This is a genomic window from Neorhizobium sp. USDA 3394 (assembly GCF_056280385.1).
Genome location: NZ_JBWCDU010000002.1, coordinates 840,861 through 853,334, shown reverse-complemented (window position 1 = coordinate 853,334; position 12,474 = coordinate 840,861). Strand labels below are relative to the sequence as shown.

14 protein-coding genes and 1 pseudogene are annotated in these 12,474 nt (G+C 57.7%); 5 read left to right on the top strand and 10 right to left on the bottom strand.

Going from position 1 to position 12,474, the window contains the following annotated elements:
- The first annotated feature begins 6 nt into the window (after positions 1-6).
- Together ACZ9EJ_RS25695 and ACZ9EJ_RS25690 are read left to right on the top strand one after the other, a co-directional pair.
- Complete coding sequence (locus ACZ9EJ_RS25695) at positions 7-378, top strand: DUF2147 domain-containing protein (RefSeq protein ID WP_080954105.1); 372 nt, start codon at positions 7-9, stop codon at positions 376-378.
- Between the two features lie 31 nt (positions 379-409).
- On the top strand, positions 410-829 hold the full coding sequence (locus ACZ9EJ_RS25690; RefSeq protein ID WP_046630159.1) for a DUF2177 family protein: 420 nt from the start codon (positions 410-412) through the stop codon (positions 827-829).
- 247 nt (positions 830-1,076) lie between these two features.
- Here ACZ9EJ_RS25690 and ACZ9EJ_RS25685 read toward each other — a convergent pair whose 3' ends face one another.
- The 4 genes from ACZ9EJ_RS25685 to ACZ9EJ_RS25670 all read right to left on the bottom strand — a co-directional run bounded on the left by ACZ9EJ_RS25685 (position 1,077) and on the right by ACZ9EJ_RS25670 (position 3,535).
- Positions 1,077-1,508, bottom strand: coding sequence for a response regulator (locus ACZ9EJ_RS25685; protein ID WP_046630158.1), 432 nt, complete (start codon positions 1,506-1,508; stop codon positions 1,077-1,079).
- Positions 1,505-2,632: a PAS domain-containing protein gene (locus ACZ9EJ_RS25680; RefSeq protein WP_046630157.1), complete on the bottom strand. Its 1,128-nt coding sequence runs from the start codon at positions 2,630-2,632 to the stop codon at positions 1,505-1,507. The genes ACZ9EJ_RS25685 and ACZ9EJ_RS25680 overlap by 4 nt, the downstream gene beginning before the upstream one ends.
- A 134-nt stretch (positions 2,633-2,766) precedes the next feature.
- Entirely contained in the window at positions 2,767-3,144 is a 378-nt protein-coding gene (locus ACZ9EJ_RS25675) for a response regulator transcription factor (RefSeq protein WP_046630156.1), read from the bottom strand.
- The gene (locus tag ACZ9EJ_RS25670) at positions 3,134-3,535 is read right to left on the bottom strand and encodes a response regulator (protein ID WP_052754092.1); all 402 of its coding nucleotides are present in this window, start codon (positions 3,533-3,535) and stop codon (positions 3,134-3,136) included. The genes ACZ9EJ_RS25675 and ACZ9EJ_RS25670 overlap by 11 nt, the downstream gene beginning before the upstream one ends.
- 292 nt (positions 3,536-3,827) lie before the next feature.
- On the opposite strand from ACZ9EJ_RS25670, the pseudogene ACZ9EJ_RS25665 reads away from it, so the two are divergent.
- A pseudogene (locus ACZ9EJ_RS25665) lies at positions 3,828-3,953 on the top strand (IS5/IS1182 family transposase); the annotation flags it as partial.
- Positions 3,954-4,480: 527 nt separating this feature from the next.
- On the opposite strand, the gene ACZ9EJ_RS25660 reads toward ACZ9EJ_RS25665, so the two are convergent.
- Entirely contained in the window at positions 4,481-5,407 is a 927-nt protein-coding gene (locus ACZ9EJ_RS25660) for a DMT family transporter (protein WP_046642395.1), read from the bottom strand.
- A gap of 80 nt (positions 5,408-5,487) precedes the next feature.
- Here ACZ9EJ_RS25660 and ACZ9EJ_RS25655 point away from each other — a divergent pair, with 80 nt between their 5' ends.
- Entirely contained in the window at positions 5,488-6,093 is a 606-nt protein-coding gene (locus ACZ9EJ_RS25655) for a CGNR zinc finger domain-containing protein (protein ID WP_046630154.1), read from the top strand.
- 51 nt (positions 6,094-6,144) lie between these two features.
- Here the strand turns inward: ACZ9EJ_RS25655 and ACZ9EJ_RS25650 are convergent, their stop codons facing one another.
- The 5 genes from ACZ9EJ_RS25650 to ACZ9EJ_RS25630 form a co-directional block, all read right to left on the bottom strand.
- A complete protein-coding gene (locus tag ACZ9EJ_RS25650) occupies positions 6,145-7,221 on the bottom strand; it encodes a histidine kinase dimerization/phosphoacceptor domain -containing protein (RefSeq protein ID WP_370649855.1) in 1,077 nt (358 codons plus the stop codon).
- Positions 7,222-7,294: 73 nt separating this feature from the next.
- Positions 7,295-7,726 carry a response regulator gene (locus tag ACZ9EJ_RS25645; protein ID WP_255742390.1) on the bottom strand — a complete coding sequence of 144 codons (432 nt, stop codon included), beginning with the start codon at positions 7,724-7,726 and terminating at the stop codon, positions 7,295-7,297.
- Between the two features lie 282 nt (positions 7,727-8,008).
- The gene (locus tag ACZ9EJ_RS25640) at positions 8,009-8,431 is read right to left on the bottom strand and encodes a VOC family protein (RefSeq protein ID WP_080954093.1); all 423 of its coding nucleotides are present in this window, start codon (positions 8,429-8,431) and stop codon (positions 8,009-8,011) included.
- A gap of 474 nt (positions 8,432-8,905) precedes the next feature.
- Complete coding sequence (locus tag ACZ9EJ_RS25635) at positions 8,906-10,156, bottom strand: sensor domain-containing diguanylate cyclase (protein ID WP_046630151.1); 1,251 nt, start codon at positions 10,154-10,156, stop codon at positions 8,906-8,908.
- Between the two features lie 480 nt (positions 10,157-10,636).
- On the bottom strand, positions 10,637-11,536 hold the full coding sequence (locus ACZ9EJ_RS25630) for an AraC family transcriptional regulator (protein ID WP_046641359.1): 900 nt from the start codon (positions 11,534-11,536) through the stop codon (positions 10,637-10,639).
- Positions 11,537-11,708: 172 nt separating this feature from the next.
- On the opposite strand from ACZ9EJ_RS25630, the gene ACZ9EJ_RS25625 reads away from it, so the two are divergent.
- Positions 11,709-12,467: an SDR family NAD(P)-dependent oxidoreductase gene (locus ACZ9EJ_RS25625; RefSeq protein ID WP_046641358.1), complete on the top strand. Its 759-nt coding sequence runs from the start codon at positions 11,709-11,711 to the stop codon at positions 12,465-12,467.
- Positions 12,468-12,474: the final 7 nt, after the last annotated feature.

The following is a 12,474-nucleotide window of genomic DNA, read 5'->3' as shown; positions in this document are numbered from 1 at the left end:
ATCAAGATGAAGCTTCTCGCTACGGCGACTGCGGTTTTCTCGCTTGGCTTCGCCTGGATTGTCCAAGCCGGCGACATCGAAGGTCAGTGGGCGCGTGGAGACGGAAACGCCAAGGTCAGGATTGCCCCCTGTGGGGCCGACGTCTGCGTAGTCAATACCTGGATCAAGCCGGGGATGGCGAAGGAAAAGACTGGCGACAAGCTCGTCATGACGATCAGAGCGGGTGCCGATGGCGTCTATTCCGGGACGGCCTACGATCCGCAGCGCGACATGACCTACAATCTCACCGTGAAGGTGAATGGCAACAGGATGACCACAAGGGGCTGCGTCGCTGCAGGTCTGATCTGCAAGGGGATCGACTGGACGCGGATCAACTGAAGCATCGGCGGAAATCGTAAACGAGGAGACCATGAAGACATATTATGTTGCCTATCTCGCCACCCTGATCGTTTTTGTTGCTATCGACTTCGTCTGGTTGAGCACCATGGCGGATCGGCTTTATCGTCCCATACTGGGCGATATGCTTGCGCCAGAGTTCCGTATCGGTCCCGCCATTGCTTTCTATATCCTCTATGCCGGAGGATTGACGTTTCTTGCAACGAGAGCCGGCTTGATTTCTGGCTCGCTTGCAACGGCCTTGCTTTATGGTGCGGCGGTGGGCTTCACGGCTTATGCCACTTACGACCTCACCAATCAGTCGACGCTCAGGAATTGGTCGACACTGCTGACGATCGCGGATCTGCTTTGGGGAACCGTCCTTTCCGCGGTGGCAGCAGGGGCAGGTTTCTGGATCACACAAAGGATTGTCGAAGGAGCAGGCGGAACCTGACTGACACGACGCTTGCCAAACCACGCAAAACTTCTCGCTTGGATAGGGTGAGATCGCCTGCTCGATGACGGTTCGAAGATCAGCCTGTCGCCAATCTCCATTCAAAGGAATGGTCCTGTGCGCGCCGTTAAGGCCAGCGGCGCTTGTCCTATTTTCCGAACTCCAGCCAGTTCCTTTTTGATCGAATTGGCTCTGGTCTATCAAGTGTTCAGTCAAACCGACGGGCTGTTATAACTATGGCACCAAGCTATGCATGCCTGCGCACCGTCGGCGGTTGGATGTCGCCGGCAAGAACGAGGCTGGGCGGGGGCGCGAGGTCGTCAACGCCTGAGAGCACAGCGGAGATGTACTGTAGCGCGTTCTTCATCCCGTTCACCGTATAGGGTTTCTCGATCGCGCCGAGTGCGCCCACGAAGTCATCTGGAAGGCGTTTGATGTTTCCACTGACGAATACGAACGGCACCCGCGCCTCGGCAAGACGGCGGCCGACATCTATCCCGGTCGGGCCGTCCATCAGATGGATATCCACAAACGCGAAATCTGGCCTTGAGGCAGACAGAAGATCGCGAGCCTGATGGCTGCTCATCGCCACACCAATTACTTCGTGTCCAGCTGCCTCCACTTCGCTTTCCAGTTCCATCGCAAGCAGCATCTCGTCTTCGACGATCATTACCTTCAATGTTCATTCTCCCGATGTTCATCGACAAGCAGCGTCACCTCCACCGTAGTCTTTCTGCCCTGGCTGCTCCGCTCGATATGAGCGCCAAGCTGCTGGGCAGAAGCTTCAAGAAGCAAACGGCTGAATTCTGCGCTTTCCGGGTCAGGTTGCACGGGTTCGACTGTATCCTCGACGCGGATCAGGAAGTGTCCGTTCAACCGTTTCACGACGACATGGATTTCGCCGCCGCCGTCACTCAAGCCCCGTCTGACTGCGTCACCAACGAGCTCATTGACGATGAGCGATAGCGGTGTTGCCTTGACTGCGGGAACGTAAAGCGGCTGCAGGTCAAGCGTCAAATGAATGTCGTCACGGCCGATACCGCCGATCAGATCGGTTACAAGTTCGCGGGCGAAGTCAGCGACATCGAACCTGGAGATATCGTCTAGGGTAAACAGCTTTCTCTGGACGGTGCTGAGTGCTTCCACCCGATTGAGAACGGCCATGAGGGTATGCCTCTGGCGCTCATCTTTTGTGGTGCGAGCCTGCAGCTTGACGATTGAAGCCATGGTCAAAAGGTTGTTTTTGACGCGATGATCTACTTCATGGACGAGGAGTGTCTTGGCGGCAAGCGCAGCACGAAGATCGGCGGTGTTCTTGGCGACTTCGTTCTCGGCTTGATGGCGGGCCGATGCGAGCTCGGCTTCCCGGCTCTTAACGTTGGTAAAGTCGAGCTGCGAAGCAAAGAAATAAACGATCCTGCCTTCATCATCTCGGACGGGGCTCAGAAACAGGGCATTCCAGAAGGTACTGCCGTCCTTGCGGTAGTTCAGGATGTCGACCGCGATATCCCGCCCTGCACCCACTGCCTCTCGGATACGAGCGACTGTATTCTTATCTGTTTCTGGCCCTTGGAGAAGGCGACAATTGCGGCCCACCAATTCGTCGCTCGAATAGCCGGTAAGCTTCTCAAATGACGCATTGCAAAAGATTATCGGATTATCGTCCTGACTGGGATCTGTGACGATCATCGACATGCGTGTTGCCTTGAAGGCCGCCGCAAAGGGATCTTCTCGAACATGGCTCGCAACAAGGCGATCGCCGGCGTTTTGCGCGTCGGTTTTAGATCTGTTCTTTTCCGCCATGATCTTCCCGCAGAAATCAAGCTCCGTACAATGCGACAATTCCCGTTTGGTTCCAGATCGTGGTTCGAGCCGCCGCACTGGCTGTCGGGCGAGCGTTGCTCCACACCTGGCTCAACACCCTCCGGCACGGTGAGTCAGGAGCCACGACCGCCTCTCATCCTTTTGATTCGATCCACAAGGTGCTGTGGATGGTAAGGTTGATCAAGCGGGCCGTCCTCACAGAGTTCGCCGGCAAGTCTCGCGGTCTTTTCGACAGAATGCGTCAGGAATACCCGCACGCCCGGGCGCTGCTGGCGGGCGAGCGTGGACAGCTCGAATCCGGACGCGTCACGAAGACTTGCATCGGTGACAACGATCGCGATGTTGAAACGAGCCAAGGCTTGCCTCGCTTCAGATGCATTCGTAGCTTCAATGACCCGATAACCGCATTCGCGCAAATATCGCGCCACCGTCGCCCGCTGCAGCGCGTCGTTTTCAACCAGAAGAATGGTCTCGGCATCTTCAGCCACCATGCATTGCCTTTTTCATGATCTCCAACAGCGGGGGCCCGATGTCCCAGACAGGCTTGTTCAGGAAAAGATCGTAAAGCTGGTCGTCGGCTGGGTTCTCGGCGGAGACAATGACAACCTTGGTCAAGTCGGCGGTATCGCGGACCATTCTGGCAAGGTCTGTGCCCTTGTAGCGGCCGGGCATATTCAGGTCGGTCACCACCAGGTCGAAACGCACACCATGGCGTAGGAGCTCGATCCCCTCATCGGCAGACGATACCTCGATGACATCCCAGCCGAGAGCCCGAATGCTTCCGGCATGGTCGAGGCGAATCAGGAAATCGTCTTCCGCCAGAAGCACGCGGACAGGCGGCTCATGTGCATTTGGCATGCCATTGAAAAAGGCTGGAAGCATCTCGGTCTCCTGATCCTCATCAGAGGGCCAGCGTTAAGACTGGCGGCGAATTTTAGTTCCACCCGGAACTCCAAAAGCTTGGTTCAAGTCACCGTCGCCCGCTGAGGACTTGAGACGCGGCTCGACCAGAATCATCTGTTATTGGTCCGATCGCCGAAGGCTCAAAGCATTCTGTCCGCGGAGTGTCCCTTAGGACCAATCGACATTCAATATTCCCAAATCGGTCGAAGGCTGGTTCGTAGGGCAAAGCGGTGGATCACAAATGAGTTTGAACGGCGGCCAGTCGGTATGACTGCGTGATGGTCAATGGGCGAAGATCGCGTCGCTGTTGCCCGGCAAGGTCGGCGATCCAGGGCGCACTGGTTCGGACAACCGGTTAGTTATCAATGGTTGTCTTTGGGTTGCCGGCATGGGAGCAGCGGGGAAGTTCGTCGCTCGTTTTGGCAGCGGAAAGATTCCACAGTGTAGTAATTCCAAGGAGTTAGGAAGCCCCGTGGGCGCGCAATCGCACGTTAAAATCCCCTTCATTCATTCCTGGCGCATCCTTATGGGGTGTGATGTTCGCGGAGACTGAATTGATGGCGAAGTCGGATTGGATGATGTTGCTAGCAGTAGCTATCCCGGTTGTGCCGGCACTCTTGAAGGAGATCAGGCTTTGGTGGGTAGCGCGGCGAAAGGATCGGCTTGTCCGATCGCGGGAGCGTCCGCAGCAGCCTTGACCTGAACACTCGCCCGATCGGGTTGAAACTGTATCGCTAACGCTTCCACTTGTGGCGTTTTGGCTCTATTTCCGGCAGCTGGCCGAGATCAACCCGCAACATCGGCTCTGATATAACCCACTTGCGCCATGTCAGGCACGAGTGCCATAGATCCGGCTATATGTTCATGCCTAGTTTTGAACGAGCCTCGCGGATGGCCAACAGCCGAGTTCGGCGGTGAATGGGTTCACGCTTTCTTTCTCATTAGAACAACAGCGCCGATCCGGTCGGCGAAAAGGCATCCTCCTGCGGCGAGCATCATCAAGATCATCCCCGTGATGCTCTGAAATGTCACCGTTTCGCCGGCCAGGATCGCGCCAACGGCGACGGCAATTGCGGGCGATACGAAGGCGAAACTTCCAGCTCTTGCCGGACCTATGTCTCTTAGAAGCTGCAGATAAATGCTGTAGCCAATCAGCGAACCGAAAATGACAAGAAAGAGCCATCCTGCGCTCGCTTGCCAGTTCCACAGGGTAACGAGCGCAGCTGTCGCATCCGTCTCAATGGTCAACGACACCGAAAGCAGCAAAATGCCGCCGATCAGCGTCGTTGATGCAGACAGTGTCGTGCTTCCGTACCCGGATACGAGTGGACGCGCCAGAACCGACCCCCACGCGGAAGAGATTGCCGCCCAGGCCACCGCAACCAAGCCGAAGATTGTCCACAAACCTGCATCTGGGGTCGCGGCCGCCGGCCCGAAAAGAATGATCAAACCCGTTACTCCGAGCATCATGGCGCCAAGCCGGATCCCGCTCCAGCGCTCCTCGCCCAGCGCTATGCCGAATGCGAGCAAAGCCAGGGGTGTCAATGACATCTCCAGTACGGCGGCTGTTCCCGACGGGACAAACTTCATCCCCCAGAACAAGGGACCATAACAGAGGGTGATCATCAACAGGCTCGTGACAAGCAGTCGCCCGATATGCCGCACACAGGGCAGCGTAAGGACGCCTCTTGCCGCACCCCAGCCAAGCAGCACCAGACCTGCGAAGATGAAGCGCGTCGCGGCAAAAAGCATTGGCGGAGTGGAGGTGACGCCGACCTTGACGGCGATCCACGTCAGTCCCCAGACGAGGCACAGGATGAGAAACTTGGTGATGTTGCCCGTGGACGACATTAGGCTTATCCTGTCGTAACGACTTAAACCTGATATACCCGTTACAAACCAGGTAATGGCGGTCTTGTTCCGATGATGAGATGGCGACTTCGACGACCGACATGCGGCTAAGCGGCGGCCATGCCGCGCTTGAGTTGGCCAATACCGTAGACAGCCGCCGTGGACGTTGGGGGCCTGACCTGCTGCTGGGCTGCGATGATATCATCACCCTGGCACGCCGGGTGGGCCTGCTCAATGAGAAGCAGATGACCGAGCTAAGCCAGCTTGCCAAAGATCAACCGCAAGAAGCAAAAAAGGTTCTGCTAGAGGCAATCAGGTTGCGCGAAGCGATTTACGCGATTTTCCTGGCGGAAGACGGCCAGAAGCCCTATCCCAAGGAGCCGTTCGCAATCGTTCATGATATGGCCAGACGCGCGCGCGCGCGCCAGGTCCTGTGCCAAACAGATGATGGCTTCCGGTGGGTTCAGCCGCTCGACGAACTCGCCGATCTTGTCAATCTGTTTGCCGCGCAAGCCGCTGAGCTGCTCACAAACCGGCATGGGCGGCGCCCTGTGCGGTCGTGCAAAGGTGACAATTGCGGGTGGTTGTTTCTGGATACATCAAAGAGCGGGCGCCGTCTCTGGTGTTCCGAAGCCAGCTGCGGCACCCATGCGCGCGTTAAGCGTTTCCGGGAAAAGAAAGGGTGACAGGACCGGCTTCTATCCCTCGACCATCGTTTGATCGATCAACAGCGACATTCAAGCCTCGGCTGCACCGTTTCGTTTGAAGGCGATCGTCACCGCCATCCCTCTGGCCGGGGCGGACTCGACCTCAATTTCCGCTTTCGCGTTCTGTTTGACCGATTGCACGATCATGGCGCTGAGCTTGCCGCGCCGAGGCCAGTCGGCCTTATCTGAAAGCCCGACGCCATTGTCGGCGACGAGAACCTTGCATCCCTCTTCATCGACGGTGCAACGGACCTTGACCTCACCGCCATCGCGACCGGCGAAAGCATATTTCAGGGCGTTGGTCAGGAGCTCGTTGACAACAAGCCCGACCGGCATTGCGACGTTAACTGAAACTGGCCAGGTATCGACTTTCATATCAAGGCGTATGCCTTCCGTCGCATGAGCCGCCATCACTGACGACGCTATCTGGCTGACATAGGTGCCAAGATCGACCGTCTCCGCTTCACTGCCGCCATAAAGCGAGCGATAAAGGATCGATAAAGCATCGATCCTACCCGCCAACCGGTTGAAGCCTTCACTCTCCTCCGAGCGTTGCGCGTTACGCGCTTCCATACGGATCAACGCGGTGATCATCTGAAGGTTGTTTTTCACACGATGTTGAAGCTCCTTGAGGAGAAGATCCTTCTCCTCAAGGAGCTCTCCGAAATTGGCACGATCATCGGATTGACCGCGCGCTGACATCGCCAGCAGCCGAAACAGAGGCAGCCCGATATCATCGACGATCGTGTTCGACCATGCATCGATGACGAGTTTTTGTTCTCCTGCCGTCAGGATAAAGGCACCAAGATACTCTTCGTTCTCGATCAATGCACGAATAAGGTCAGGCCCGTCCGTGACGGGAGGTGCGGCGGGGAGAAAAGACCAGGATTTCCCCTGCAGCTCTTCAGCCGAAACGCCGGTGAGGCGTTCGAATTCGATGTTCCCGTAGATCAAGGTCTCTTGGGTTCCAAATTCTGAGACAGCGACCGCGAAGGGGACATGATCCAGGAATTGGCGAAACCGATCGTCATCGAGCGCTTCGGCAAGATGAGGAAGGTCGGACGTCGGGAGCGGCGGATTAAGATCGTCAGGATTGGTCATGAGCATCCGAGCAGTATACACGCGGACTTAGTATCACAGCGCCAAAAGGAGCACCTAACGCTTTTTGTCGAGCAGTTTCTCACCCGGTTATCCGCTTGAGCGCGTCAATAATCGCTGAAGGTGCGTAGGGCTTGGGAAAGAAAAGCGACCTTTCCGGCATCTCGTTCGCCGCAACGTTCCGGTTACCGGACGTGATGATGATTTCGATGAGCGGCCATCGTTCCTTCACCATTCGGGCAAGGTTCAGCCCGTCAAGCTCCCCGTGCAGCTCGATGTCCGTAAAGATCGCGCGTATCAGACGTTCCTTGGAGAGGAGGCGAAGCGCCTCTTCGGCATTCACCGCCTCCAGTACAACAAAACCGACGTCACGTAACTCGTCCGCTATAGACATTCGTATCAATGACTCGTCTTCGATCACAAGTATGGAAGTCTGCGGCATGCGGGCACCGATATCATCTGGGTCTGGCGGGGCAACTCTCCAGCCTAAAACATGTTCCTGTTGACGCAGCATGGTTCGATGCCGTCATGATGTCCGACCTTTCCTCGACACCAACGGTACGGTGGGTTGGTGGAACGGGCGAGACGGCGGGACAGGCGCCATGTCTCCTTCCATCACGAGCGTTGAAAGCTTGTCGACCAGGGCATGCGGCCCGCACCGGTCGCTGCGCATTCATTGCGATCCTCGGGTGACTGTATCGCTCAGCCCAGGCAAGTTTCCACACGCGAAATCCCGATCAATCAGCCACGTCAATCTCGGCCTATTACCCGGGAGAATCCCGATCAACGCAGGCTTTTATGCAAGAGGCTGGATGGTCGGCTGATGGGCTGCGTTGACCTCAACGACATTCAAGTCCGGGTCTCTAAGATACAGTTGCGGAAAACCTGCCAGGCCAGTGCGAAAAACCAACATGCATTGAGGATCGTCTTGTGGAAGATCATCCCGAAAGCCGCGAGCCGTAAGCTGTTCAACGAAAGCCTCAAAGTCGGCTGTCTGGAAAGCGAAGTGCCAGTCGTTCCGGTCAATCGTGGGATTCCGGCGGAAGCTGCCTTCCGGGTAAACAACAAGATGCACCTGCAAGCTGCCACAAGCCAGCCAGGCGCCGGGTATAGGGAAGTGCGGCCGAGGAATTTCAACAAGACCGAATACCTCGCGATAGAAAGGTAGCGACCTCCGCAGATCAGAAGTAATGATCGATACATGGTGCAGGGAAAGCAACGATATCCTCCTCACTGGATGGGTCCAGCCTTCAAACTATCAGCAACCGGCCCATATTGCCACGTGAGCGAATGTCGGTGATTTCCGGCGGCAACGGCGCAAACTTCAAGGAAACCCAAGATCGCCGAGCATCGACTGGCCTCCACGGAGATGGGCCTTATTGCTTCAATCCTGTTGTTTCTCCAAGAGACTTGGCGTAGTTAAGCTTGCAATCATCGTGCGGTCGGTTCCGAAGGTAGGGCGCGCGCTTAGCCTGGAGGTTGCCACATCGCCGTGGCTGCCTCTGTCGCCTCACGCCGATGCCGCGGCCTTGAGGTGCAGGTTTGGGCTTTGCGGCGAGGCCGCCTGCCGCAGGAACCGATCAGACGTCAAATGTCGATTGGGGCGACGCGCCACACCCTGCGCGCGGGCTGCTCCGCTTACCTGGCCGGTTCAAAGAGTGCGAACGGTATCCGCGAACCGGCACCTAGGCTTCTATCGAAAGCTGACCTCCAAGTGCTGACGATCTTGGGCAACTACACGGCAATTAGTCTCGAAACCCTCAGCCTGGATAGCAAGGATGAACTGCGGCGGCATGCCGGAAGTGTTGGAGACCGTGATACTTGCACTGTCCGGTCCAAGGGAGCGGATTGTGCAGTCGAAAGTGGAGCGTCTATCATTGAAGATGATCATGCCCGCCTTGAGGACGCGCCGTCGCTCACCTAATCCCGGCGCTTCCGCAGAACTCCAGGACATGCATCGGTCGCGGCCGGCTTGTTTCGCTCGATACATGGCTGCATCGGCCTGAGCCAGCAGAGTGTCAATGTCTTTCGCGACGATCGACATGGAGGTGGCGCCGTAACTTGCGGTCACCAGAATCGTGTCTGCTCCCACCGCCATTTGCTTTGCAGACAGTCCCTGACGCAGCTTCTCCGCCACGCCCATAACTCCCTCTCGGTCAACGTGCGGCAGCAAAATTGCGAACTCTTCCCCTCCTAACCGGCCGAGTAGATCGCCCCCTCGAAGCTGCTCCCGGCAAGTGGCTGCTACTAGCTTCAGGATATCGTCACCTGCTGCATGCCCGTAAGTGTCGTTCACCTTCTTGAAATGGTCGACGTCGAGAACAATGCAGGAGACATCATGATTGTGCCGCGCTGCCTGCGCCAGAAGGCGAGCGGCTTCTTCCTTGAAGGCACGGCGTGTGAGGGCACCGGTCAATCCGTCTGTAGCGGCCGACTTCAAGATCTCGACCCGATCCATGGCAACGCCTGCCAGTTCCTGCAGAATGACGAGATCTCTGTTTCCGAACGAGCGCGGTCTCCTGTCAATCGCGCAGACGGTCCCCACGGTATGACCGTCTACTGTCTTAAGTGGCACTCCGGCATAAAAGCGGATGTGAGCCTCTCCCGTCACAGCGGGATTGGACGCAAACCGAGGATCGCGAGTCGTATCGGCAACGACAATGGACTGCTCGCACTCAACGACATGTCGGCAGAAGGTATCTCCGCGCGGCATCTCGTCTACCGGAAGGCCGGAACATGCCTTGTACCACTGACGATGGGCGTCGATAAAAGAGACGATGCCGATGTCGACCATGAATATTTCCTTGATCAATCGGACCAGTCTTTCAAAGCCCAGGTCCCGTGGTGTGTCCAACATGTCAAGCTGGTCCAGCGCCGCGAGACGGTCCATCTCACGCCGTACGGCTTCGATCGATGATTTGCCAAAAGCACGAACAACAGCCATGGGTACCTCTATATTAGGGGATGTTGCGCAGGATTCGTAAACACGCGGTTACTCAGCGTCGAAACTACGTCAGCGCACGTCAACGACGCCAAGAAAGTTGAGGGGGAACCGCGCACTGGTTCCGCCCTGGGGCTTCGCGTCTCACATTGTCGGCTTCCGGTGGATTTCGATTTTGTTTTGAGAATTTCACTCTCAGGTTCCAGAACAGGAGAAATTTACAGACGCTTCCCTTGACCCGCCAAGGGTTAAACCCTGCCTCCGGAGATCAATCGAAATTTGGGTAAGCAAGAGAGTAACGGCAGATCCGTACGAACGTCGTTGGTCTGAGATTTTGGCGATCTCATGGCGATGCCAACCTCCCGCATGTTAACAGGAAGGGGCGGCAGACTGGGAAGTCCACGGCCCCGGATGACCATAGGGCGAATTGCCGCCAGATCCGCTAGACGCCCCGCAGTCAACAACATCGGAGCTGGCAGCGATCTATTTGATCATCTGATCGCCAATTGACTGCCTGAGTCTGCGCATGTCGCGGACGGGCGGAGATCCGAACTGCCGCAGATATTCGCGGCTGAACTGAGAAGCGCTTTCATAGCCGACCGCGTAGGCGACGTCGGAGGCACTACGGTCGCCAGCGAGCAGCATCTGGCGCGCTTCCTGAAGGCGTATCTGCTTCTGATACTGGATTGGGCTCAATCCAGTCAGCGCGACGAAGTGGCGGTGCAGACTAGCGCGGCTCATCCCGGCGGCATCGCACAGCGCCTCGATCCGGAGTTGCGTGTTGCCGTGGTCCCGAATCCATTCAACCGCGCGCCGAATTCGGCCGAGCGGGCCTTCTGGGCGGGCGATGTGACGCAACAGTCGCCCCTGCGGGCCTTGTAGGAGACGATAAAGCAATTCTCGTTCAGCCATCGGCGCGAGTACCGGGATGTCCGCCGGCGTGTCGAGCAACGCCAGCAGTCGCAGCAGCGTGTCGCGCAGCGGCGGCGTCATCGGATTGAGCGCGATGCCGCTGCCTGGTGTGTCCGCGTCGCGCACCGCCGGCATTGTCGATGCGACCTCGGCGAGGAGTGCCGGATCGAGGACCAGCGAAATCGCCACATAAGGACTGCCGTTGTCAGCGTCATGGATCTGGCCGCTCAAAGGTAGATCGAGTGCACTGACCAGATATTGGGACGCGTCGTAGCGCAGCAGGTCGTCGTGGATGACCACCTCTTTCGATCCCTGCAGAATGAAGCAGATCATCGAGCGGTAGAGACACGGAGACGTTCCCGAGGTTGCCTGTCCGACGCCGATTTCCAGGCGCGGGATCGGCGTCAGGGTCATTCCAGTCCGCCCGTGGCGGAGCGCGATATCGCGATGCGGCTGTAGGTTGTCGGTCATGGCAAAGACTATGACAGCATTTCTCCCATCTGCAAAGCGCTTGAGACAATCAGGCAAGCAATTGAGAGCATCAGGCGGGGCGTCGGACACAGCAATCGCCTATCTGACTGGCATGGAGGGTTACGTCTCAGCGGCGTGCCATCCGATAATCAGAATCACAAGGAATGTAGCCATGTCTCAGAAGATCGCACTCATTACCGGCGCCAGCCGCGGCCTCGGTCGCAGCATGGCGCTGCACCTGGCCCGTCGCGGCGTCGGCATCGTCGGCACCTATCGCCAGGGCGCCGCGGAAGCCGATGCGCTGGTAAGCGAGATCGAGGCGCTGGGCGGCACGGCGGCGATGCTCGAGCTCGACGTCACCAAGGTAGCAAGCTTCCCGGCCTTCGTCGCATCCTTCGCCGAGACGCTCCGGAGCCGCTTCGACAGCGACCGGTTCGACTATCTGGTCAACAACGCCGGTGCGGTCGTCCACGTGCAGGTCGCTGACGCAAGCGAGGAACAGTTCGATATGATGATCGACATGCACCTGCGCGGACCGGTGTTCCTGACGCAGGCATTGCTACCGATCATCGCTGATGGCGGACGCATCCTTAATGTCTCGACGGGCTTCACGCGCACGTCGATGGCCACCTTCGGTCTTTATGCGGCAGCCAAGGCGGGGCTCGAGACGCTGACCCGGTTCATGGCGCTGGAACTCGGCGCGCGGCAGATTCGCGTCAACGCCATCGCGCCCGGTGCCATCGCCACCGATTTCGGCGGTGGTAGGGTCCGCGATAACGAACAGGCTCATGCCTTCGTCGCGAGCAAGATCGCGCTTGGCCGAGTCGGCGAGCCCGACGATATCGGCGGCGCGGTCGCTGCAATCCTGTCCGACGATTTCGGCTGGGCCAACGGCACGACGTTCGACGTGTCGGGCGGCCAGTCGCTCTGATCCCCAT

Excerpts from the sequence above, each read along its gene's own strand:
- ACZ9EJ_RS25695 (WP_080954105.1), top strand. The coding sequence starts at position 7 with ATGAAGCTTCTCGCTACGGCGACTGCGGTTTTCTCGCTTGGCTTCGCC.
- ACZ9EJ_RS25690 (WP_046630159.1), top strand. The coding sequence starts at position 410 with ATGAAGACATATTATGTTGCCTATCTCGCCACCCTGATCGTTTTTGTT.
- ACZ9EJ_RS25680 (WP_046630157.1), bottom strand. The coding sequence starts at position 2,632 with ATGGCGGAAAAGAACAGATCTAAAACCGACGCGCAAAACGCCGGCGAT.
- ACZ9EJ_RS25675 (WP_046630156.1), bottom strand. The coding sequence starts at position 3,144 with ATGGTGGCTGAAGATGCCGAGACCATTCTTCTGGTTGAAAACGACGCG.
- ACZ9EJ_RS25670 (WP_052754092.1), bottom strand. The coding sequence starts at position 3,535 with ATGCTTCCAGCCTTTTTCAATGGCATGCCAAATGCACATGAGCCGCCT.
- ACZ9EJ_RS25660 (WP_046642395.1), bottom strand. The coding sequence starts at position 5,407 with ATGTCGTCCACGGGCAACATCACCAAGTTTCTCATCCTGTGCCTCGTC.
- ACZ9EJ_RS25655 (WP_046630154.1), top strand. The coding sequence starts at position 5,488 with ATGGCGACTTCGACGACCGACATGCGGCTAAGCGGCGGCCATGCCGCG.
- ACZ9EJ_RS25650 (WP_370649855.1), bottom strand. The coding sequence starts at position 7,221 with ATGCTCATGACCAATCCTGACGATCTTAATCCGCCGCTCCCGACGTCC.
- ACZ9EJ_RS25645 (WP_255742390.1), bottom strand. The coding sequence starts at position 7,726 with ATGCTGCGTCAACAGGAACATGTTTTAGGCTGGAGAGTTGCCCCGCCA.
- ACZ9EJ_RS25635 (WP_046630151.1), bottom strand. The coding sequence starts at position 10,156 with ATGGCTGTTGTTCGTGCTTTTGGCAAATCATCGATCGAAGCCGTACGG.
- ACZ9EJ_RS25630 (WP_046641359.1), bottom strand. The coding sequence starts at position 11,536 with ATGACCGACAACCTACAGCCGCATCGCGATATCGCGCTCCGCCACGGG.
- ACZ9EJ_RS25625 (WP_046641358.1), top strand. The coding sequence starts at position 11,709 with ATGTCTCAGAAGATCGCACTCATTACCGGCGCCAGCCGCGGCCTCGGT.